The sequence below is a fragment of the Streptosporangium sp. G12 genome, from assembly GCF_052983175.1.
On the sequence record NZ_JBRIQO010000002.1, the window covers coordinates 251,485 to 273,783 of the forward strand.

Here is a 22,299-nt window from a genome sequence, read left to right on the forward strand (position 1 = left end):
GATCGTCGGGGAGCGGGAGTTCGCGGGATCGGAGGGGAGCGGTTCTCCGGGGAGCGCGGGTTCGCGAGGTCGAAAGGGAAAGGGGCTCTTCGGCGGAGCGCGGGTTCGTGAGGTCGCGAGGTCGAAGGGGAGCGCGGGTTCGCGAGGCCGAACGGTGACCGCTGGTGAAAGACCGCGAGCCGGTCCGGAGCACCGGGGTGTCGGAGCATCCCGGGGCGTCTGGAAAACTGTGCTCTTGTGGAAGCCTATCTCGGCATAATCGCGATCATCGTTGTCATCGCCCTGTTGGCGGCGGGCGGCATGCTCCTGCTGTTCAGGTCGGGGGGCAAGACCGCGCCGCCGCGGGTCGAACCGCCACAGGCGCCGTCGATCCCGAAGGAGGCGCAGGCCCCGGGCCGGGGCACGGTCGTGGACGACGACGCGTCGACGACCACCGTGCCGCCGCCGGCCAAGCCGGTGGAGCCGGAGGTCACCGTCGTCGCTCCGGTGATCGAGGTTCCGCCGCCGTCCGCCGGACGGATGGTGCGGCTCCGCGCCCGCCTGGCCCGGTCACAGAGCACGCTGGGCAAGGGGCTCCTGGAGCTGCTCTCCCGCGACCGTCTGGACGACGACGCCTGGGACGAGATCGAGGAGACCCTGATCACCGCCGACGTCGGCGTGACGCCGACCAGGGCGATGGTCGAGGAGCTGCGCACCCGGGTGAAGGTGCTGGGCAGCCGGACGCCCGAGGAGGCGCGCGCCCTGCTCAGGGAGCAGCTGCTCGTCCAGATCGGCGCCGACATGGACCGTACGCTGCACGTCACGCCGCACGGCGAGCGTCCCGCGGTGGTCCTCGTGGTCGGCGTCAACGGCACCGGCAAGACCACCACCACCGGCAAGCTGGCACGTGTCCTCATCGGTGACGGCGGCAAGGTCGTGCTGGGCGCCGCCGACACCTTCCGCGCCGCCGCCGCCGACCAGCTGCAGACCTGGGGAGACCGTGTCGGGGCCGCGGTCGTACGCGGCCCCGAGGGCGGCGACCCCGCCTCGGTGGCCTTCGACGCCGTGGCCGAGGGCATCAGGGAGAAGGCCGACGTGGTGATCGTCGACACCGCGGGGCGGCTGCACACCAAGACCGGTCTGATGGACGAGCTCGGCAAGGTCAAGCGTGTCATCGAGAAGAAGGCCACGGTCGACGAGGTCCTGCTCGTCCTCGACGCCACCACGGGCCAGAACGGGATGCGCCAGGCCCAGGTGTTCGCCGAGGTCGTCAACATCACCGGTATCGCCCTGACCAAGCTCGACGGCACCGCCAAGGGCGGCATCATCATCTCCGTCCAGCGCGAGCTGGGCGTCCCGGTCAAGCTGGTGGGTCTCGGTGAGGGACCCGACGACCTGGCGCCGTTCGACCCCGAGGTCTTCGTGGACGCGCTCCTCGGAGACTGAGTCCCCGCGTCGCCCGCCCCGTCCCGCCATCGGCTCGGGGCGTCGCGGGCGGACGCGCGGGCGGTACGGGTGGGTCCCGCCCCGGCGGGCGCCCTCGGACGGGTGCCGCCCGGACGGATGCGCGACGGGTCAGCGCGAGGGCTGCTGGGACAGGGTGCCGATGGGGATGACCAGCGGGGTACCGGCCACCGGATCCTCGATGACCTTCGCGTCCAGTTCGAAGACCTCCGCCAGCAGGGCCTCGGTGAGCACCTCGGCCGGAGGACCCGCGGCGACGACCTTGCCGTCCCGCATGGCCACCAGACGGTCGGCGTAGCGGGCGGCGAGGTTGAGGTCGTGCAGGACCATCACCACGGTGCGGTCCAGCTCCCCGTGGAGCCTGCGCACCAGCTCCAGCACCTCGATCTGGTGGGCCAGGTCGAGGAAGGTCGTCGGCTCGTCGAGGAGCAGCAGGTCGGTGCCCTGGGCGAGGGCCATGGAGATCCACGCCCGCTGCCGTTGCCCGCCGGACAGCTCGTCCAGCGGGCGGTCGCCCAGGTCGAGCAGGCCGGTCATGGCCAGGGCCTCGCCGACCGCGGACTCGTCGTCGGAGGACCACTGGCGGTACCAGGTCTGGTGCGGGTGCCGTCCCCTGGCGACCAGGTCGGCGACGGTCAGGCCCTCGGGCGCCGACGGCGCCTGCGGCAGCACGCCCAGGACCTTGGCGACCTCCTTGGAGGGCATCCTGTCGATGCGCTTGCCGTCGAGCAGCACCTCGCCGCCCGACGGCTTGAGCAGCCGTCCCAGGGCGCGCAGCAGAGTGGACTTGCCGCACCCGTTCGGCCCGATGATCGTGGTCACCGTCCCGGCCTCGATCCCGAGGTCGAGACCGTCGACGACCACGCGGTCCCCGTACCCCAGGCTGACGTCGACGGCTTGCAGTCTCACTGGCGGGCCTCTCTGCGTACGCGGATGAGGAGATAGATCAGGTACGGGGCGCCGAGGACCGCGGTGACCACGCCCACCGGCAGCTCGATCGGGGTGAACGCGGTCCGGGAGACCAGGTCGGCGCCGGTGGTGAGGGCCGCGCCCGCGAGGGCCGAGACGACCAGCGGCGGCTGTGCCACTCCCGCCAGGCGCAGCGCGATCTGCGGGGCGGCCAGGGCGACGAACGTGATCGGCCCGGCCGAGGCGGTCGCCGTCGCCGCGAGCAGCACGGCCGCGAGGATGAGCACACCCCTGGCGAGGTTCATCCGTACGCCCAGGCCGGTCACGGTGTCGTCGCCGAAGCGCAGCACGCCCAGCGAGCGGGTGCCGAGCAGTGTCGCCGGGACGAGGACGGCGAGCGCGACCGCGACCGGAACCACGTGCTCCCAGCCCCGGCCGTGCAGCGAGCCGCTGATCCAGACCAGGGCCCGGCTGCTGTCGTTGACGTCGCCGACGGTCAGCAGCCAGTACTTGAGGTTGGTGCAGACGGCCGAGACGCCGATGCCGACCAGGACCAGCCGGTAGCCGTCCAGGCCGTTGCGCCAGGCCAGCAGGTAGACGGCGAGCGCGCCGGCCAGGCCGCCCAGCAGGGCCACCAGGGGGACGCCCACCTCGGCGAGGGCGCCGCTGGTGCCGCCCCAGGTGTTTCCCGCCGCCACGATGACCGCGACCACGGTCACGCTGGCGCCGGTGGTGACGCCCAGGATGTCGGGGCTGGCCAGCGGGTTGCGGGCGATGGCCTGGGTGATCGCCCCGGCCAGGGCGAGCGCCGCGCCGACGAGGGCGCCGGTCAGCGCGCGGGGGAGCCGGAGCTCCATGATCACGAAATGGTCGGGCCCGTCGCCGGTGACCGCGCGCAGGACGTCGAGGACACTCATCGGGATGTCGCCGAGCCGCATGTTGAGCGCCATGAACAGCGCCGTGGTGGCCAGCAGGACCAGCGCCGCGACGGTGGAGCGAGGCCGGAGCGGCCAGGAGGCGGGGCCGACACGCAGCGCCCGCCTTTCGGCGGACGGTCTTGACGAGGGAGCGGTGGAGATGGTCACAGCCGCACCGGCTTCCTGCGTCGTACCAGAATGATGAAGAACGGCGCTCCGACGAGGGCGAGGACCACGCCCACCTCCAGCTCACCCGGGAAGGCCACCACGCGGCCGATGACGTCGGCGAGGAGCAGGGCGGCGGCGCCCGCCAGGCCCGAGTACGGCAGCAGCCAGCGGTGGTCGGGGCCCGAGAGCGGCCGGGTCAGGTGCGGCACGACCAGGCCGATGAAGGCCAGCGCGCCGCAGGCCGCCACGGAGGCGCCGCTGAGCAGGGTGATGGCGGCGATGCCGACGGTGCGGGTCAGGGTGATGTTCTGGCCGAGCGCGCGGGCGACGTCCTCGCCGAGGGACAGCGCGTTCAGGCCGGGCGCGTTGACCAGGGCCAGGACCAGGCCGGCGGCGATGAAGGGGAGCACCTGCCAGGCCACGTCCGCGCCCCTGGCCGCGATGGAGCCCGACTGCCAGAAGCGGAAGACGTCCATGGCCTGCTCGTCCAGGAGGACCAGAGCCGAGGTGAGCCCGTACAGGAACGCGCTGACCGCGGTGCCCGCGAGGGCCAGGGTCACCGGGGTGGGGCCGCCCCTGCCGCCGGCCATGCCGAGGGCGAACACCCCCGCGCTGGCGAGGAGGGCCCCGGTGAGACCGAACCAGATGTAGCCGTACGGGGTGGTGACGCCCAGGACGATGATGCTGAGGACCATCGCGAACGCCGCCCCCTGGGTGACGCCGAGCAGGCCCGGGTCGGCCAGCGGGTTGCGGGTGTGGCCCTGCATGAGGGCGCCCGCGACGCCGAGGGCGATCCCGGCCATGACGCCGATGGCGGTCCTGGGGATCCGCAGCGATCGGACGACGACGTCGTTCTCGGTGCCGGTGGGGCCGGTGAGCGCGTGCCAGACGTCGCCGGGAGGGACCGGTTTGGCGCCGAACGCGAGGCTCAGCGCGACCGCCGCCACGAGGACGGCGAGCAATCCGGCCAGGACGAAAAGGCGGCGCCGGTGGGTCTTTCTGAGACCCGCGCCGGGGGCGGGCCGCGAGACGACCACCGCGTTGATCACCTGACCTCCTCTTTTCTCGCCGGACCCGGGGTAAGTATGTCAGCTTAGGTATAGCTAAGCTAAATAAGGTTGTCCTTAATTTGATGGAAGGATTCATGAAGATGAGAGCGTTGCGCGCCCTGGCCCTCGGGGTGGCGGGAGTGGTGCTGTCCGGCGGCCTCGCCGCCTGCGGTTCGAGCACCTCCGGCACCGCCGGGGAGACCTCCGGCACCGCGGGCGCGTCCGCGGCTCCCGCGGTGAGCGACGCTGCGGCGTTCCCCCGGACGGTGAAGCACGTCATGGGAGAGACCGAGATCCCGGCCCAGCCCAAGCGGGTCGTGGCCCTCGACCAGAGCTTCGTCGACGCGGTGCTGACCCTGGAGACCGACGTCGTGGGCTTCACCAGTTACCGGACGCTGAAGGACGAGCTTCCCGAGTATCTGACCCCGGTCCTCGGCCACGCCAAGGAGGCCACGTCGGTCGGGACCCTGGAGCAGCCGAGCCTGGAGCGGATCGTCGCGCTCAAGCCCGACCTGATCGTCTCCGCCAAGATCCGCCACGAGGCGCTGTACGACAAGCTGTCGCAGATCGCGCCGACGGTCTTCAGCGAGACCACCGGGGCCATCTGGAAGGACAACCTCAAGCTCGTGGGCGAGGCCCTGGGCAAGGAGGACCTCGCCGAGCGGAAGCTCAAGGAGTACCAGGACCGCGCCGCCAAGATCGGCGAGTCCATCAAGGCCAAGGACGGCGAGCTGCCCACCGTCTCCGTCGCCCGTTTCGCGGGCGAGCCGACCGTCCGCCTGTACGTGGAGAACTCCTACTCGGGCCTGGTGCTGAAGGACGTCGGTTTCCCGCGCCCCGAGGACCAGCCGACCGTGACCGACACCGTCATGGTCCCGATCAGCCAGGAGAACATCTCCCAGCTGGACGCCGAGCACATCTTCGTCTCGGCCTACGAGGACCCGGCGGTCGACTCGGGCAAGGAGAAGTTCGAGGCCAACCCGCTGTGGGGCAGGCTCAAGGGCGTCAAGCACGACGTCAACGACACCACCTGGATGACCGCCGTCGGCATCCAGGGAGCGCACGCCATTCTCGACGACCTGGCGAAGTTCTTCGAGGTCGACCCGGCGAAGGCCGCCTGACCTCCGCCCGATCCGCCCGGCACCCTCTGCCCGTACCTCTGCCCGGCGCGTGATCGCCGGTGGGTCCGCGAGCCGCGGCAAGCGTCGCTTGTCGCGGCCGCGCCGTCGAGAGGCCGGACGATCGCGAGCCGCTCCAGCCGTCCGGCCGGACATGGGGAAGCCGTGGAGAAGCCGTGGAGAAGGTGTGGAGAGCCGTCTACCGGGCGGTGGGGGGAAGGAGACCGGGCGATGGCGTCCGGGTGAACCACAGGGGGGTGCCGGCCCGTCTCTTGGGAAGGAGATTAAGTCCCCAACATGTGGGAAGCGGGGAGACGTGGAGATGGGTGTCGGAGTTTCTCAGGGCGCGGGCCCCGACCTGGCGGCTGGCTTCGGCCATTCGGCGGCGGGTTTCGGTGGGGTGGTGATCGACGTTTTTCCCAACCCCAAAGGTGCCCCTACCTGGGCATATGTGATGATGGACACACCTTCTACCGAATCCGGGGAACGATGTTACGATACTGAGACTTGTCCGGCTGTAGAGCGTGTCGCACCCGCCGTTGGCACAGCCACAGATCAGTCCCCTGACCACATAGAGCTTTTAACGGCCCCCTTACAAGGTGCCTGCGAGCATCAAGTACGCCGTCAGAAAGGGTGCGTCGTACCTTTGCCGGGCGGTAGTGGGGGGAAGAGCACGAGGGGGGTCCAATGATCACGATGACGGAAGAGCAGCGCCAGGACTGGTTCGAGCGTGACGTCGTGCCGGTCACCAGCCAGCTTTACGCGTCCGCGATGCGTCTGACCCGCAACACCGCCGACGCCGAGGACCTGGTCCAGGAGACCGTCACCAAGGCCTTCACCTCGTATCACCAGTTCCGTGAGGGCACCAACCTCAAGGCGTGGCTGCACCGCATCCTGACCAACAACTTCATCAACGACTACCGCAAGAAGCAGCGCTCGCCCAAGCTCTCGGCCACCGAGGAGATCGAGGACTGGCAGCTCGCCGCCGCCGAGTCCCACATGTCCAGCGGTCTCAAGTCCGCCGAGACCGAGGCGCTGGAGCAGCTGCCCGACAGTGCGGTCATGAACGCCCTGCGTGCCCTGCCCGAGGACTTCCGGGTCGCCGTCTACCTGGCGGACGTCGAGGGCTTCGCCTACAAGGAGATCGCCGAGCGGATGGGCACCCCCATCGGCACGGTCATGTCCCGCCTCCACCGGGGCCGGCGCCAGCTCCGCACCATGCTCGAGGACTACGCCCGCGAGGAGGGCGGCCTCCGTGTGTCCGAGGAGGTCCAGGCCGCCTGACCCCCTCTCCCTCTCCCGCCTTCCGTCTCCTTCCCCCGTCTTTCCGGCTTCGCGTACGGCCCGTGCCCGCTTCGGGTACGGGCCGTACGCGCACCCGGGGTCCGCCCGCCGGCGGGGACGGCTTCACGCGGCCGTACGCGCGAGCGGCGGCCTTCCCGTCCGGCGGGGGACGGTCACTCCAGCGTCATGTGGAGCCTGACCCTCAGCTCGCCGTCCACGCCGCGCACCTGCACCAGGTCGCAGAGCTGGCGGCTGATCCAGAGCCCGTACCCGCGCGGCGACCCGGGCTCGGGCGGGAGGTAGCCGGGCAGCGGGACGTCCAGGTCGCCACCGCCGGAGTCGGCGATCTCGCACACGATCTCGCCGCCGGCCGCCCAGATGGCCGCCCGGCCGTGTCCCGCCCCGTGCTCCACGCTGTTGGCCGCCATCTCCGAGACGCTCAGCACGAGCGAGGCGACCAGGTCGCGCCTCATGCCCACCCGGTGTGCGTGGTCGGTGACGAGCGCGCGCAGCCGTCCCAGCTCCTCCAGGGTGAAGTCGGTGACCACCGCGGACGGGGGCGGGTCGGGGAGGGGGAGGTCGTCTCCCGGCAGCGCGAACCGCTCCGGGGAGACGTAGCGGTCGCTCCGCCGCAGGCCGGCGCCGCTCAGCTCCGTGGGGTGGGTGTGCAGGACGTGGTCGAGCGCCAGCGCCTCGTCGTACAGGCACCACAGGCTGACCGGGATCCCGGCGAAGGCGGCGTTGAGCACCGACTCGTAGCGGATCCACTCGCGGGCCTGCCGCTCGGTCCAGCCCGACCACACCGGCTCCCCGAGGACCAGCGGCCGTTCCCGCTGCCGGATGTAGTCGTGGAAGGCGGCGAGGGTCCGCGTCGGGTGGGCGTACCACGTCCCGGCGAGGCGGCGGTCGATGAGGCGGGCGTCCGCGCCGAAGGCGTCACCGATCAGGTCGAGCCCGCGCTCGCCCGCGACGACCAGGATCCGCCGGCCCTCGCGGAGGGCACCGGCGATCAGGGGCTGGACGAGTCGCAGGAAGCCGGAATCGGAACCGTACGCGACAGCCGTGTGCGCGAACGGCCCGCCGGAGTCGAGGAACGCCCGATCGGGCTGCACGGGGATGACCGTAACAAGCGTCCGCCCCCAACACAACAGAGTCAGTTCGCGACATCGTGTCAACCGGACGCGATCAGCGCGACCGCGGCGAGAGTGAAGCCGATTCCCACCACCTGCACCGTGTTGAGCCGTTCTCCCAGGAAGTGACGGGCGAGCAGCAGGGTGCTCGCCGGATAGAGCGAGACCAGGACGGCGACGAGGCTGAGCATGCCGCGCTGCTGGGCGAGCACGAAGAGCACGTTGGCGGCCATGTCGAGCGCCCCGGCCGCGAAGATGACGCGCAGCGTGCCGGACCCGGGGCGCAGGGCCCGGCCGGTGGCCAGGGCCAGCAGGGCGATGAGGGCGACCGAGGTCAGGCGCGCTCCGAGCAGCGGCCACATGCCGCCGTCCACCGGAGCCTGGGCGATGATGACGAAGAAGCCGCCGAAACCCGCGCCGGCGGCGAGCGAGGTCAGGATCGGGCCGTACCCCCGGCTGGCCTTCCTGTCCGAGGAACCGCGGCTCACCAGCAGGACCGCCAGCAGTGCGAGGACGACCCCGCCCAGCGCGACCGGCTCGGGGCGCTCCCCGACGGCCAGCCCGAACAGCACGGGCAGTGCCGCCGAGACGGTCGCGGTGATCGGCGCGACCACCGACATCACGCCGGTGGCCAGCGCCCGGTAGAACAGCACGATCCCCGCCGTGCCGCAGAGCCCGGAGACCGCGCCCCAGGCGAGGGCCGCGGGCGTGGGTCTCTCCGGCAGGAACGGCAGCAGCGCGACGATCACGGCCAGCCCGGCGCCCTGGGAGAGGACCACCACCGCGAGCACCCGCGACCGGCGGGTGGCCAGACCGCCGAGGAAGTCCGCGGTGCCGTACACCAGCGCGCAGGCGGTCGCCAGCACCACAGCCGTCACGTTCCACCTCGGTTCAATAGACTGCACTGGTAGGACAATATATGAAGTGCAATGGAGTGCAAAACAAGTTCACTAGACTGAACTCATGGATCCAGAGACGATCACCGCCGCGGTCGCCAACAACGTGCGGGCGCAGCGGGCGCACCGGCAGATGACCCTCGACGAGCTCGCCGCGCGCTCGGGAGTGAGCCGGGGCATGCTCGTCCAGGTCGAGCAGGGCAGGACGAACCCGAGCATCAGCACGCTCACCCGCATCGCCGACGCGCTCGGGGTGACCGTCGCGCGGATGGTGGAGGTCTCCGACACGCCCGTGGTGCGGGTGGTCAGCGGTGCCGACGTCGTCACCTTCCCGCACGGGAAGTCCAGCACCGCGCGGCTGCTGGTCGGCACCGACGCGCCCGCCATCCTGGAGCTGTGGGACTGGCGGCTGGCCCCCGGCGACCACCACGACGGCGACGCCCACCCCCCGGGCACGCGCGAGATGCTGACCGTCCTCGAGGGGTGTCTCACCCTCTCGGTGTACGGCAAGAGCCACATCGCGGAGGCGGGCGACGCGGTCGTGTTCAGCGCCGACCGGCCGCACAGGTACGCCAACGAGGGGGACACGCCGCTGCGGTTCATGATGGTCGTGACCGAACCCCGGGAGACGCCCGACCGCTCCTGACGCTCCGGGTGGGCGTGTGACCCGCGACCGTCCCCCTGTCTTCGAGAGACGTCACCGGCCCCCTGCTCCCGAGAGACGCCACTGATCGCCCGCCTGACTTGGGAGCTTTAAGGCTTTAACTGGCCGCATCGGATGAGACATGGCCACCAGGGCGCGCATCTCGCCGGATGTGGCGTGAAGTGGCGCGTCGGTACGGGCAATCGGCCGGTGATGTCCCATCCTGGTGGAATACCTGGTCATGATCTTGCGGGGGGACCCGGCCGGGCCGCTCGCCGTCCCCGCGGCGCTTTCGGGGGGAAGCATGCGGGTGTGGCGGGTGTGGGCCGTGCCGGTGGCGTCGCTGTTCGCGATCTGGGGCTGCACCTCCCCGATCGCCCTGGTGGGATCGGTGGAACCGGCGACCGTGACGCCCGCCGTCCTCGCGGGGCCCGCCCCCGCCCCTGCCGCCGCCCCCGGGCTCGGACCCGGCGCGATACGGTCGCACTGGGCGCGGGACGACCTTCCCGTCTCCCCCCGGGCGCGCCGGATCGACTGCGAGCGGATCAGGTGCGTGGCGCTGACCTTCGACGACGGGCCGGGGGCCTACACCGAGCCGTTGCTCGACATCCTCGCCGGGTACCGGGCCAGGGCGACCTTCTTCGTCGTCGGGCGCATGGCGTTCGGGGACGGCGAGAGCACCCTCCGCAGGATGGTGGCCGAGGGGCACGAGCTGGGCAACCACACCTGGGACCACCCGCAGCTGCCCCTGCTGTCACAGGCCGCGATCAGGGAGGAACTGGGCCGTACCCAGTGGCTCGTCAAGCGGGCGACCGGGGTCACGATGATCCTCATGCGCCCGCCGTACGGGCTGACCGACTCCAGGGTCGCCGCCGAGAGCCGCCAGCTGGGGCTCGCTCAGATCCTGTGGGACGTCGACACGCTCGACTGGCGTGACCAGGACCCCTCGGTCGTCGCCCGGCGCGCGACCGAGGCCGGGCCGGGTTCCATCGTGCTGATGCACGACACTCACCGTTCCACGGTCCAGGCCGTTCCCCTGCTGCTGGACGAGTTCGCCGCCAGGGGCTACCGGTTCGTGACGCTTTCCGAGCTGTACGGTGGGCGTCCCGCGCCGGGGAGGAAGTACTACGGCAGCCCTTGACGGACGCGCCGGGCCCGCTCCCGCGCCTGGCCGGAGAACCTGGCGGAAAGCCCGGCCGGAGGACCGGTGAAGGGCCCGCTCGGAGGACGGGCGGGAGGAACGGCGGAAGAGGCGTGAACCTGCCGTGCCGGTTTCCCGACTGTCCTGGGCGAGGAGGTCAGGGTGACTGACGAACTGCTGGTGGTCCGGTGCCGGCTCGGTGAGCGCGAGGCGTTCGCCGAACTGGTGAGGACCTGGCACGATCCGGTGTGGAACTACGTACGGCGCATGCTGGGGCCCTCACGGGCCGACGACGTGGCCCAGGAGGTCTGGGTGGCCGTGGTGCGCGGGCTGCCGCGCCTGAAGGAGCCGGGCAGGTTCGCGCCCTGGCTGTTCACGATCGCCAGGCGCGCGGTGGCCGACCGGCTCCGCGAGGAGTACGCCAGGCCCGAGGTCCCGGCCGAGGAGGAGCGGGTGTCCGCCGATCCCGCCGACACCCTCGTGGACCGCGCCGGCCTGCTCGCGGGCCTGTCGGCGCTACCGGTCAGGGAGCGGGAGGTCCTCGTGCTGTTCTACCTGCAGGACCTCTCCCTGGAGGACTGCGCGCAGATCTGCGCCGTCCCCGCCGGCACGGTCAAGTCGCGCCTGTCCCGCGCGCGGCGCATGCTGCGCGACCAGCTCACGGAGAGGGGATACCAGGCATGAACCCCGATGACATGATCGACAGGCTGTCGGGCCCGCTGTCGCTGCGCCGCCGGATCGGCAACGTCGTGGCACTGCTCGGCGGCCTGGGCGGGGCGCTGTTCATCGGCCTGCTGTGGGCCACCGAGCCCGTACTGCCGGGCCGTACGCACCTGGCCTTCGGCGCGCTGGTCGCGCTCGGCCTGACCTGGGCCGGTTACGGGGTCTGGGCGCTGACCCGAAGGACGCCGCTGTTCGCCCTGGACCGGGTGATCGCCGCCTGGCTGGCGGTGGCGGCGACGGGCCTGCTGACGGCGGGGACGGCCGTGGTCGCGGCCGCGAGGGGCACCTGGGCGGGTGCGGCGGGGGTGGTCGTCGCCGTGACGCTGGCCGTGCTCGCGGTGGCCGTCCTGCTCAGGGCACGTGCCGACCGCGCCGCCCTGCTGCGGCGCAAGCGCGAACTCGGCGGCTGAGGGAGGTTGAGGGGGGCTGAGGGGGCCAAGGCGGCTGAGGGCGGCGGAGGCGGGACGAGGGGGTCCCGCCTCCCTGCCGCTCCCCGAGGGGTCGAAGCCCCTACTTCCTGGTGATCACACCACAGGCGACGCGCCCGCCGGAGTCTCCGGCCTTGAGGGTCTCCGCGTCCGGGCCGGTGCCGCCGGGGTGGCGGTAGCGGTCGGGGATGTTGGAGTGGTTGTCCGGCAGGGCGTGGACGACGATGGAACTGCCGTCGGCGTCGAAGAGCTGCCCCACCTGGAAGCGGTCGGTCACGACGGTCGTCTCGCCGGTGCCGTCGGCGGCGACGAGGAGGTTGGGCAGGTCGCCGGAGTGCCCGCTGTGCTTGACCGGCGGGATGGTGAAGTGCGCGCCCGCGCTGGCGAAGGGGCTGCGGGTGACCGGGTCGATCGCCCTGGGGTCGCAGACGCCCTTCATGTGGACGTGGAAGCCGTGGTAGCCGGGGCGCAGGCCGCGGACGGCGACCGCGAGCCTGGACTTGTCGTCCGGCTGCCGGTCGATGCGCAGGGAACCGATGTTCCTTCCGGCCGTGTCCTTGATGACGGCCTCGGCCGACGCCTGGGGCGCCGGCGACGACATCCCCGAGATATGCGACATCTGCGATATCGCCTGGGCGGCCGGGACGGTGCCGGCTCCGGCCGTCACCGTCCCGAGCGAGACGGCCAGGGCGAGGCAGGTTCTGTGAAGCATGAGAGATCCCCCCGTACGAGTCCTGGGCTCCCCGCGGTGACGGGAAGCGGCCAGTACAGGGTTCCTACCCCAGGTGGGGGCGGGTACCGGGGGCACCACGCCGCCTCACCGGGCAAAACCGTGCCGTGCGGGGCCGCCCGGCGCGAGGCCGGACCGGGCGAAGAGACCGGGCCGGACGAAACCGGACCGGACGAAACCGCGCCGTACGAAGGCGTGCCGGAAGAAGCCGTCTCGCGCGAGGCCGGACCGGACGAGCCGGACGCGGAGGCCGTACGGAACCAGACGGATGCGGAGGTCGTACGGAACGAGACAGACGAAAAGGCGTACGGAACGAGACCGTCCCGCCGGGTGTGCCCGGCGGGACGGGATGGAGCGGTGCCGCGGGTGTCAGTTGGTCCGCTTGGCGCGGGCGGTGGTCCGGGCGCGGGTCGAGGCGTCGAGGACGACCTTGCGGATGCGCACGTTCTCCGGCGTGATCTCCACGCACTCGTCCTCGCGGATGAACTCCAGCGCCTGCTCCAGCGAGAGCTGGCGCGGCGGGATCAGCGTCTCCGTCGTGTCGCTCGTCGAGGAGCGCATGTTGGTGAGCTTCTTCTCCTTGGTGATGTTCACGTCCATGTCGTCGGAACGCGAGTTCTCACCAACGATCATGCCCTCGTAGACCTCGGTGGTCGGCTGGACGAACAGGACGCCGCGCTCCTGCAGGTTCAGCATGGCGAACGGGGTCACCGGGCCCGGCCGGTCGGCGACCAGCGAGCCGTTGTTGCGGGTGCGCAGCTCGCCGAACCACGGCTCGTAGTCCTCGAACACGTGGTTCACGATGCCGGTGCCGCGGGTCTCGGTCAGGAACTCGGTCCGGAAGCCGATCAGGCCGCGGGCCGGGACCACGAACTCCATGCGGATCCAGCCGGTGCCGTGGTTGGTCATGTGCTCCATGCGGCCCTTGCGGACGGCGAGCAGCTGGGTGATCGCCCCCAGGTATTCCTCGGGGCAGTCGATGGTCACCCGCTCGACCGGCTCGTGGACCTTGCCGTCGATGACCTTGGTGACGACCTGCGGCTTGCCGACGGTCAGCTCGTAGCCCTCGCGGCGCATCTGCTCGACCAGGATGGCCAGCGCCAGCTCGCCACGGCCCTGCACCTCCCACGCGTCGGGACGGTCGGTCGGCAGGACGCGCAGCGACACGTTGCCGACGAGCTCCTTGTCGAGCCGGTCCTTGACCATGCGGGCGGTGACCTTGGAGCCCTTGACCCTGCCGACCAGCGGCGAGGTGTTGGTGCCGACGGTCATGGAGATCGCGGGCTCGTCGACCGTGATGAGGGGCAGCGGGCGCGGGTCCTCGGGGTCGGCGAGGGTCTCACCGATCATGATGTCCGGGATGCCGGCGATCGCGATGATGTCACCGGGCCCCGCCTCCTCGGCGGGCTTGCGCTCCAGCGCGTCGGTCATCAGCAGCTCGGTGATCTTCACCCGCTGGATGCTGCCGTCGGTGCGGCACCAGGCGACCTGCTGGCCCTTCTTGATGGTGCCCTGGTGGACGCGGCAGAGCGCGATCCGGCCCAGGTAGGACGAGGCGTCCAGGTTGGTGACGTGCGCCTGCAGCGGGGCCGTCGGGTCGTACACCGGGGCCGGGATCGTGTTCTTGATGACCTCGAACAGCGGCTCCAGGTCCTCGGAGTCCGGCATCCCGGCGTCCTCGGGACGGTTGAGCGAGGCGCGTCCGGCCTTGGCCGAGGCGTAGACGATCGGGAAGTCGATCTGCTCCTCGGTGGCGTCCAGGTCGATGAAGAGCTCGTAGACCTCGTCCACGACCTCCTTGATCCGGGCGTCGGGGCGGTCGACCTTGTTGATGCACAGGATGACCGGCATCTTCGCGGCGAACGCCTTGCGCAGCACGAACCGGGTCTGCGGCAGCGGCCCCTCGGAGGCGTCGACCAGCAGCACGACACCGTCGACCATGGACAGGCCCCGCTCGACCTCACCGCCGAAGTCGGCGTGGCCGGGGGTGTCGATGATGTTGAGCGTCATGCCGCCGTGCTTGACGGCGGTGTTCTTCGCGAGAATGGTGATCCCCTTCTCGCGTTCGAGGTCGTTGGAGTCCATGACACGGTCGTCCACGTCCTGGTTGACGCGGAAGGCGCCCGACTGCCAGAGCATGGCATCCACGAGAGTGGTCTTGCCGTGGTCGACGTGCGCGATGATCGCGATGTTCCGCAGGTCGTCGCGGCTGTTCAAAGGCATGATGGAGTCTCACTCTGTGATCGTGGAGGCTGGCCGCGGACTGTGCGGCCTTCCCATTTTAGTTGATCCGGACAATCGCTCTCACGCCTCCGGCAGATGAAGTGCGCCAATTCACCCTCCGGACACCTTCGCGACCCCCCTGCGGGGGCCCGTGGCGTGTACGGCGGACCGGGCCGCGCAGGGGCGGCGGGCGGGGTGCGGCCGGGTCCCCGGCACTCCCTAAGCTCGGATCCATGCCTCTCGCACCGTCGTTTCCCGTAATGCTGAAAACTCGGGACAACCTGCGGATAGACGCCGCCCACACCCCCTCGCGCGGCGCGGACGACCTCGGGATCGTCCTGGCCCACGGTTTCACCGGATCGCTCAGGGAACGCGCCACGCGCCGCATCGCCCACGCGCTCAGCGGGTTCGGCGGGGTGGTGGCGTTCGACTTCAGGGGACACGGCCGCTCGGGAGGCCGGTCGACCGTGGGAGACCTGGAGATCCTCGACGTGGACGCGGCGGTACGGCACGCGCGGACCATCGGCTACCGGAGGGTCGTGACCGTCGGGTTCTCCATGGGCGGGGCGGTGGCCGTGCGGCACGCGGGGGTGCTGGGCGGCCCGGACGCGGTGGTGTCGGTGAGCGCCCCCGCGCGCTGGTACTACCGGGGGACCAGGCCGATGCGTCAGGTGCACTGGGCGATCGAGAGGCCGATGGGGCGGCTGGCCGCGCGGCTGGGCAAGCGCACCCGGATCATGAAGGGCGTGTGGGACCCGCTGCCGCTGGCGCCGTACGAGGCGGCCGCGAAGATCTCGCCGGTGCCGCTCCTGGTCGTGCACGGCGACGCCGACCGGTTCTTCCCCCTCGAGCACGCGTACCAGATCTACGAGGCCGCGAACGAGCCGAAGGAGCTGTGGATCGAGTCCGGCTTCGGCCACGCGGAGTCGGCGGCCACCCCGGATCTGGTCCGTCGCATCGGGAGATGGGCCGCGGCCCGTTCCGGTCCCCCGGAGGGTGTCTATCCTCGGGAAGATTGACCGTATGCCTCGTGAAGATTGACCTGATGGCGATGCCGATGTGACGGCGACGGGCAGCGGCGAGGAAAGGGACACATGCGGAGCATCTACGTTGCGGGTCTTGGCCGGGGAGACGGCAGGCAGATCGTCGAACTCGGCCTGATGGAGCTGCTGACCGGGCGGGCCGATCGTACGGGGGTCTTCCGGCCGATCACCGGCGGCGGCGAGGACCGGGTCCTGGAGCTGATCAAGGCCAGATACCGCCCCGCGGCCGCGGCGACCGGGGTGACCGCCGAGGACGCCGCGGAGATCTACGCCGAGCGGGGCGCCGAGGAGCTCATCGGCCGCCTTGTCGCCCGCTTCCACACGCTGGAGCGCGAGTGCGACGCCCTGCTGGTGCTCGGCAGCTCCTTCGACACCGACGACCTGCCGCGCGAGCTGGCCTTCAACGCCCGCCTGGCCGCCGAGTTCGGCGCCCCGGTGATCGTGGTGGTGGGCGCGCACGGCGACGACGCCGAGGAGATCGCGACGGAGATGCGCACCGGCCACCAGGTCTTCTCCGACCTGGGCTGCACGGTGCTCGCGGTGATCGCCAACCGGGTGCCCGAGGGCACGGTCATCGAGTGCGACCTGCCGGTGCCCTGTTACGCCGTGCCCGAGCACCCGTCGCTGTCGGCGCCGACCGTCGGGCAGGTCATGCGGGCGGTGGACGCCGAGCTGATCCAGGGCGAGGACGGCCTGCTGCGCGACGTGCTCGGGTTCGTGTTCGGCGGCGCCACGCTCCCGGTGTTCCTGGAGCACCTCGTCGACGGCGCGCTCGTGATCACACCGGGTGACCGCGCGGACCTGCTGCTGGTCTCGCTGGCCGTCGAGGCGGCCGGTACGGCGAGACCGGCCGGGGTCGTCCTCACGGTGGGGGAGAGGCCCAGCGAGGCCGTACGGGAGCTCACAGCCCGTCTGGCGCCCGGCGTGCCGGTGCTCGCGGCCGAGGCGGACAGCTTCACCGTGGCGACCACCCTGGCCGGGCTGGAGGGAAGGCTCACCGTCGACAACCCGCGCAAGATCGAGACGGCTCTCGGCCACTTCCAGGCGCACGTGGACGCGGCCGGTCTGGCCGACAGGATCGAGCTGACCCGCTCCGGGCGGGTCACACCGATGATGTTCGAGCACACCCTGCTGGAGCGGGCGCGGGCCGACCGGCGGCACATCGTGCTGCCGGAGGGCGAGGAGGACCGCATCCTGCGGGCGGCCGACATCCTCCTGCGGCGCGGCATCGTCGACATCACCCTCCTCGGCAGGGAGGACGTGGTTCGGCGGCGGATCGGCGACCTCGGCCTCGACCTGTCGGGCGTGACCGTCGCCGACCCGCTCACCTCACCGCTGCGGGAGTCGTTCGCCGAGGAGTACGCCAAGCTGAGGGCGCACAAGGGCATGACCTTCGAGTCGGCCCTGGACGTGGTCTCCGACGTCAACTTCTTCGGCACGATGATGCTGCACCGGGGTCTGGTGCACGGCATGGTCTCCGGGGCCGCGCACACCACGGCCGCCACGATCCTGCCCGCCTTCCAGATCATCAAGACGGTTCCCGACACCTCGATCGTCTCCTCGGTGTTCTTCATGTGCCTGGCCGACCGGGTCCTCGTCTACGGCGACTGCGCGATCAACCCCGACCCCGACGCCGAGATGCTCGCCGACATCGCGATCTCCTCGGCCCGCACGGCGAAGCGGTTCGGCGTCGAACCGAGGATCGCGATGCTGTCCTACTCCACCGGCGAGTCGGGCACCGGCGCCGACGTCGACAAGGTCCGCGCCGCCACCGCCCTGGTCGCCGAGCGGGCGCCCGACCTGCTGGTCGAGGGACCCATCCAGTACGACGCGGCGGTGGACGCCAGGGTCGCGGCCGCCAAGCTGCCCGGGTCACAGGTCGCCGGCCGGGCGACCGTGCTGATCTTCCCCGACCTGAACACCGGCAACAACACCTACAAGGCCGTGCAGCGCTCGGCCGGTGCCGTCGCGGTCGGGCCGGTCCTGCAGGGGCTGCGCAGGCCGGTCAACGACCTGTCGCGCGGAGCCCTGGTCACCGACATCGTGAGCACCGTCGCCATCACCGCCGTACAGGCGCAGGAGGTCACCCCTTGAGCGAGCGAGGCGCACGGGCGGCCGGGACGGCCGGGGCCTCCGGGCGGAGCGATGACGAGAGCGTGAGCGGCGCCCCGGGGCACCGTCCCGGTTCGGGCCGGGAGGATTCGAACGGCCCGGACGATCCGAACGGCTCGAGCGGCCCGAACCGGGACGGGGAGCCGGGCAGGGAGGGCCTTCCCGGACGGGTGCTGGTCCTCAACTCCGGGTCCTCCTCGCTGAAGTACCGGCTCCTGTCCGGCGCCGAGCGGCTGGCCTCGGGAACGGTGGAGCGCATCGGCGAGCCGGGCTCCCCGGTACCCGACCACCGGGCGGCACTGGAGACCGTCGCGGCCCGGCTGGCCGCCGGCGGCCTGGGACTCGACTCTCCCGAGCTCACCGCGATCGGGCACCGGGTGGTGCACGGGGGCACGGCCTTCACCCGGCCCACGCTGATCACCGACGAGGTGGTCGGGGGGATCGAGGAGCTCGTCCCGCTCGCGCCCCTGCACAACCCCGCCAACCTGGCGGGCATCGAGGTCGCCCGGAGGCTCCGCCCCGACCTGCCGCAGGTCGCCGTCTTCGACACCGCCTTCCACGCCACGATCCCCCCGGCCGCCTCGACGTACGCGATCGACCGCGAGGTGGCCGCGCGGCTGGGGGTGCGGCGCTACGGCTTCCACGGCACCTCACACGCGTACGTCTCCCGCGAGGCCGCCCTCCTCGCGGGCGGGCCCGAGGCCAACGTGATCGTCCTGCACCTCGGCAACGGGGCCAGCGCCTCGGCGGTGTCCGCCGGGCGGTGCGTGGACACGTCCATGGGCATGACCCCGCTGGAGGGCCTCGTCATGGGGACCCGCAGCGGCGACCTGGACCCGGCGGCGGTCCTCTACCTGGCGCGTACGGGAGGCATGTCCCTCGACGAGATCGACGCGCTGCTCAACCGCCGCAGCGGCATGCTCGGCCTCTGCGGCGACAACGACATGCGCGCGGTGACGCGGCGGCTGGCCGAGGGCGACCCGGACGCCGAACTGGCCATGTCGGTCTACTGCCACCGGCTCCGCAAGTACGTCGGCGCCTACTACGCCGTCCTCGGCACGGTCGACGTCATCGCCTTCACCGGCGGCGTCGGGGAGAACTCCGCCCTGGTCAGGGAGAGGACGCTGGCCGGTCTCGGGGCGCTCGGCATCGCCGTGGACCCGGTACGCAACGCGCGGGGCGACACGCTCGTCTCCGCCGACGGCGGGGCCGTGAGGGTCGCGGTGATCCCCACGGACGAGGAGTTCGAGATCGCCCGGCAAACTCTTTCCGTCGTTTCCCGAACCAATCGCGGATAAAAGACGTCTACCACGACAGCGGATGAATGAGATCCGCCGGGAGAAGTCCACCGGACCCGAATCATCACTCGGCGACCGTCGTGGGAGATACTTCTTGTGGTCGGATGGTCGCCCAGCGTCGCGGGGGTGCGCTGGGCGGTCCGTCCGGCGATGTGCCCGTACGGCTCGTGACGAGCCGTACGGGCACACCTGAAGCGTGACTCGCTCGCGGAGCGCCTCAGCCCAGGCGGGCGATCGACTTGTACTCCAGGTAGGACGACAGTCCCTCCGGGCCCAGCTCGCGGCCGAGGCCGCTGCCCTTGAAACCGCCGAAGGGCGAGCTGTTCTCGATCATGAAGAGGTTGACGCCGTAGGTGCCGGCGCGTACCTGGCGGGCGACGTCCATGCCGTGCTCGGTGTCGGCGGTCCACACCGTCCCGGCCAGGCCGTAGTCGCTGTCGTTGGCGATCCGGATCGCGTCCTTCTCGTCCTCGTACGGGATCACCGCCAGGACCGGTCCGAAGATCTCCTCGCGGGCGATGCGCATCTCGTTGGTGGCTCCCGCGAAGACGGTCGGGGCCACGTACCAGCCGCGGTCGTAGGGGCGCTCCAGGCCGCCGACGACCGGCTTGGCGCCCTCGTCGATGCCGATCCTGATGTAGCCCTCGACCCGCTCCTGCTGCCGCTTGGCGACCATCGGGCCGATGCCGGTCGCCGGGTCGGACGGGTCGCCGACCTGCATGCTCCGCACCATCGCCGAGACCGCGTCCACGACCTCGTCGTAGCGGTTGCGCGAGGCCAGGATGCGGGTCTGGGCGACGCAGGCCTGGCCGTTGTTCATCAGCGAGGCGATCGACAGGAAGCCCATCGCGGAGGGCAGGTCGCAGTCGTCCAGGATGATCGCCGCGGACTTGCCGCCCAGCTCCAGGGTGCACCGCTTGAGCTGCTCGCCGCAGATCGCCGCGATGCGCCGCCCGGCGGCGGTGGAACCGGTGAAGGCGACTTTGTCCACGTCCGGGTGGGAGATCAGGTGCTCGCTCGTCTCGCGCCCGGCGGCGACGATGTTGACGACGCCGTCGGGGATGCCCGCCTCCTTGACCATCTCGGCCAGCAGGTAGGAGTCGAGCGGGGTCTCGGGCGCGGGCTTGACCACGATCGTGCACCCCGCGACGAGGGCCGGGGCCAGCTTGATCATGATGACGAACTGCGGGACGTTCCACGGGACCACGGCGGCGACCACGCCCACCGGCTCGCGGCGGACGGTCACGGTGCCGAAGGTGCCGGGGCGCTCCTCCTCGACGGGGAAGGTCTTGCCCAGCTCGGCGTAGTACTGGAGCATGCCGAGCGGCTGCGGGGCCTGCGCCAGCTGGGAGAAGGTGATCGGAGAGCCCATCTCCAGGGTGATGAGCTCGGCCATCTCGCCCTGGCGGGCCGCGTAGATCTCGGCGAGCCTGCCGACGACGGCCGCGCGCTCGGCCATCGTCATCCGGGGCCACGGGCCGTGGTCGAACGCCTGGCGGGCGGCTGCCACCGCCCGGTCCATGTCGGCGGGGGTGCCGTCGGGAACCCGGCCGACGACCTCCTCGGTATGGGGGGAGACGACGTCGATGATGCCGGTCCCGGCGGGGGCCACCCAGTCGCCTCCGATGAAGAGCGTGTCGTGCTGGCGCATGATGTGTTGCCTCCTGGTGGGCGGGCCAGAGTCGCGATTCTCGGACGGTTTCATCCGCTGGGAAGGGCGCCACGCGCCCCACCGCTGTTTGAGACCGAATCATGTTCTGTCGCTGATGACAAGGGTGGCCGGCGTCTTCGTGTCTCGATCCGAGACGTCTTCGCGCCTTGACGGAGATACCCCCGTGTCGCGGGTTGAGACGTCTTCACGCCTTGGGCTGAGATGTCTTCACGCGTTGAGGTGGGACGCCCTCGTGCCGTGAGCCCGAGACGTCTTCGGCCCGCGAGTGGAGTGGTGCGTTCTGTGCGAGGATTCTCCGGAGTGACAGGAGTGACATGTTCCGCAGTAGTTGGTTAAATCACCCTAAAGAGGTTGATAGTTCACCAATGGTGCGCGAGTTCCTTCGTTCCGGTGGCGAGCTTCAAGATCGTCTTCTATAGTTTCGCTCCGTCCATGAGGGGGCTCCGGAGGTGAGCGAAGCGTGAGGCCGACTCGCGCAGCCGCATTGGCTGCCGTACTCACCGTGCTACTCCTGTCGCCCGCCGTCGCCGGAGCCGCTCCCCTGCGGGCCGTCAAACCCAGCCCCGAGGCCGAGCTCAAGAAGCTGACCCAAGAGGCCGCCGCGATCAACAAGAGTTACCGCGGCCAGGTGCAGAGCCTGGAGGAGACCCGGGTCCAGGCCAGCAAGGCCACCTCCAACGCCAAGAGCCTCAGGCGCGCCCTGGCCAACGCCGAGACCGACGTCGTGCGCTTCGCCCAGACCGCCTACATGGGCGGCGCCCTCGACGACGGCAACCTGCTGAGCTTCCAGGGCGACGCCAACCTGGCCCTCGGCCAGGCCGCGACCATGTCCTACCTGGCCAGCCGCCGCGCCACCCAGCTCAACCGGGTCAAGGACCTCATCAAGAGGGCCAAGGCCGCGGAGAAGTCCGCCGACACGAAGATCGTCAAACTCAAGAAGGACATCGCCGACCTCAAGCGGCAGCGGGTCAGGATCGAGAAGCTCCTGGCCAAGTACGGCTTCCAGACCCCCTCGGGCAGCGGCGGCCTGACCCCCCGCACGATCACCATGCGCAACCTCGTGCTGCAGACCTTTCCCATGCCGTACGGCTACGGCTGCCTGCGCCCCGGCGACCCCGGCGACCACGGCAGCGGCCGGGCCTGCGACTTCATGATGAGCTCCGGCGGCAGCGTCCCCGCGGAGGACGCCATGGACCGCGGCAACCGCCTCGCCCAGTGGGCCATCGACAACGGCAACCGCCTCGGGGTCATGTACATCATCTGGCAGCAGAAGTACTACGACGTCCGCACCGGCGCCGGATGGAAGATGATGTCCAACCGAGGCGGCAACACCGCCAACCACATCGACCACGTCCACATCTCGATGTTCTGA

The 22,299-nt window shown here is 71.0% G+C and carries 19 protein-coding genes; 11 read left to right on the forward strand and 8 right to left on the reverse strand.

The features are described 5' to 3' along the window. The first annotated feature begins 237 nt into the window (after positions 1-237). Entirely contained in the window at positions 238-1,425 is a 1,188-nt protein-coding gene (gene ftsY / locus ACVCAG_RS04320; RefSeq protein WP_440084619.1) for a signal recognition particle-docking protein FtsY, read from the forward strand. 129 nt (positions 1,426-1,554) lie between these two features. On the opposite strand, the gene ACVCAG_RS04325 is transcribed toward ftsY, so the two are convergent. The 3 genes from ACVCAG_RS04325 to ACVCAG_RS04335 are packed head-to-tail and all read right to left on the reverse strand — an operon-like array spanning position 1,555 to position 4,486. Further along, positions 1,555-2,352 (reverse strand): ATP-binding cassette domain-containing protein, encoded by a 798-nt coding sequence (locus ACVCAG_RS04325; protein ID WP_440084620.1) that lies wholly within the window; start codon positions 2,350-2,352, stop codon positions 1,555-1,557. Continuing rightward, positions 2,349-3,437: an iron chelate uptake ABC transporter family permease subunit gene (locus tag ACVCAG_RS04330; protein WP_440084621.1), complete on the reverse strand. Its 1,089-nt coding sequence runs from the start codon at positions 3,435-3,437 to the stop codon at positions 2,349-2,351. Before ACVCAG_RS04330 ends, ACVCAG_RS04325 begins: the two co-directional genes overlap by 4 nt. Continuing rightward, positions 3,434-4,486 carry an iron chelate uptake ABC transporter family permease subunit gene (locus ACVCAG_RS04335; protein WP_440084622.1) on the reverse strand — a complete coding sequence of 351 codons (1,053 nt, stop codon included), beginning with the start codon at positions 4,484-4,486 and terminating at the stop codon, positions 3,434-3,436. Before ACVCAG_RS04335 ends, ACVCAG_RS04330 begins: the two co-directional genes overlap by 4 nt. 101 nt (positions 4,487-4,587) lie before the next feature. Between ACVCAG_RS04335 and ACVCAG_RS04340 the strand changes: the two genes are divergently transcribed. Continuing rightward, on the forward strand, positions 4,588-5,607 hold the full coding sequence (locus ACVCAG_RS04340) for an ABC transporter substrate-binding protein (protein ID WP_440084623.1): 1,020 nt from the start codon (positions 4,588-4,590) through the stop codon (positions 5,605-5,607). 684 nt (positions 5,608-6,291) lie between these two features. Beyond that, positions 6,292-6,888: a sigma-70 family RNA polymerase sigma factor gene (locus ACVCAG_RS04345; protein ID WP_362693591.1), complete on the forward strand. Its 597-nt coding sequence runs from the start codon at positions 6,292-6,294 to the stop codon at positions 6,886-6,888. Between the two features lie 173 nt (positions 6,889-7,061). On the opposite strand, the gene ACVCAG_RS04350 is transcribed toward ACVCAG_RS04345, so the two are convergent. Together ACVCAG_RS04350 and ACVCAG_RS04355 are read right to left on the reverse strand one after the other, a co-directional pair. Further along, on the reverse strand, positions 7,062-8,000 hold the full coding sequence (locus ACVCAG_RS04350) for an anti-sigma factor RsbA family regulatory protein (protein ID WP_440084624.1): 939 nt from the start codon (positions 7,998-8,000) through the stop codon (positions 7,062-7,064). 59 nt (positions 8,001-8,059) lie between these two features. Further along, positions 8,060-8,896, reverse strand: coding sequence for an EamA family transporter (locus ACVCAG_RS04355; protein ID WP_447189471.1), 837 nt, complete (start codon positions 8,894-8,896; stop codon positions 8,060-8,062). 85 nt (positions 8,897-8,981) lie between these two features. On the opposite strand from ACVCAG_RS04355, the gene ACVCAG_RS04360 reads away from it, so the two are divergent. The 4 genes from ACVCAG_RS04360 to ACVCAG_RS04375 all read left to right on the forward strand — a co-directional run bounded on the left by ACVCAG_RS04360 (position 8,982) and on the right by ACVCAG_RS04375 (position 11,831). Beyond that, positions 8,982-9,560: a cupin domain-containing protein gene (locus ACVCAG_RS04360; protein ID WP_440084626.1), complete on the forward strand. Its 579-nt coding sequence runs from the start codon at positions 8,982-8,984 to the stop codon at positions 9,558-9,560. Positions 9,561-9,798: 238 nt separating this feature from the next. After that, on the forward strand, positions 9,799-10,698 hold the full coding sequence (locus ACVCAG_RS04365) for a polysaccharide deacetylase family protein (RefSeq protein WP_440084627.1): 900 nt from the start codon (positions 9,799-9,801) through the stop codon (positions 10,696-10,698). A 162-nt stretch (positions 10,699-10,860) separates the two neighbouring features. Next, complete coding sequence (locus ACVCAG_RS04370; protein ID WP_440084628.1) at positions 10,861-11,382, forward strand: sigma-70 family RNA polymerase sigma factor; 522 nt, start codon at positions 10,861-10,863, stop codon at positions 11,380-11,382. Next, complete coding sequence (locus ACVCAG_RS04375) at positions 11,379-11,831, forward strand: hypothetical protein (RefSeq protein WP_440084629.1); 453 nt, start codon at positions 11,379-11,381, stop codon at positions 11,829-11,831. Before ACVCAG_RS04370 ends, ACVCAG_RS04375 begins: the two co-directional genes overlap by 4 nt. A gap of 100 nt (positions 11,832-11,931) precedes the next feature. Here the strand turns inward: ACVCAG_RS04375 and ACVCAG_RS04380 are convergent, their stop codons facing one another. Further along, positions 11,932-12,561 (reverse strand): superoxide dismutase family protein, encoded by a 630-nt coding sequence (locus ACVCAG_RS04380; protein ID WP_440084630.1) that lies wholly within the window; start codon positions 12,559-12,561, stop codon positions 11,932-11,934. 387 nt (positions 12,562-12,948) lie between these two features. Then, a complete protein-coding gene (gene typA / locus ACVCAG_RS04385) occupies positions 12,949-14,802 on the reverse strand; it encodes a translational GTPase TypA (protein ID WP_362693557.1) in 1,854 nt (617 codons plus the stop codon). A 260-nt stretch (positions 14,803-15,062) separates the two neighbouring features. Here typA and ACVCAG_RS04390 point away from each other — a divergent pair, with 260 nt between their 5' ends. The 3 genes from ACVCAG_RS04390 (at position 15,063) to ACVCAG_RS04400 (ending at position 19,255) form a co-directional block, all read left to right on the forward strand. After that, positions 15,063-15,821, forward strand: a complete 759-nt coding sequence (locus tag ACVCAG_RS04390; protein ID WP_440084631.1) for an alpha/beta fold hydrolase — start codon at positions 15,063-15,065, stop codon at positions 15,819-15,821. Positions 15,822-15,896: 75 nt separating this feature from the next. Beyond that, the gene (pta, locus tag ACVCAG_RS04395; RefSeq protein WP_440084632.1) at positions 15,897-17,939 is read left to right on the forward strand and encodes a phosphate acetyltransferase; all 2,043 of its coding nucleotides are present in this window, start codon (positions 15,897-15,899) and stop codon (positions 17,937-17,939) included. Then, positions 17,936-19,255 (forward strand): acetate/propionate family kinase, encoded by a 1,320-nt coding sequence (locus ACVCAG_RS04400; RefSeq protein ID WP_440084633.1) that lies wholly within the window; start codon positions 17,936-17,938, stop codon positions 19,253-19,255. Before pta ends, ACVCAG_RS04400 begins: the two co-directional genes overlap by 4 nt. A gap of 217 nt (positions 19,256-19,472) precedes the next feature. Here ACVCAG_RS04400 and ACVCAG_RS04405 read toward each other — a convergent pair whose 3' ends face one another. Continuing rightward, positions 19,473-20,906: an aldehyde dehydrogenase gene (locus ACVCAG_RS04405; RefSeq protein WP_440084634.1), complete on the reverse strand. Its 1,434-nt coding sequence runs from the start codon at positions 20,904-20,906 to the stop codon at positions 19,473-19,475. A gap of 481 nt (positions 20,907-21,387) precedes the next feature. On the opposite strand from ACVCAG_RS04405, the gene ACVCAG_RS04410 reads away from it, so the two are divergent. After that, on the forward strand, positions 21,388-22,299 hold the full coding sequence (locus tag ACVCAG_RS04410; protein ID WP_447189472.1) for a coiled-coil domain-containing protein: 912 nt from the start codon (positions 21,388-21,390) through the stop codon (positions 22,297-22,299).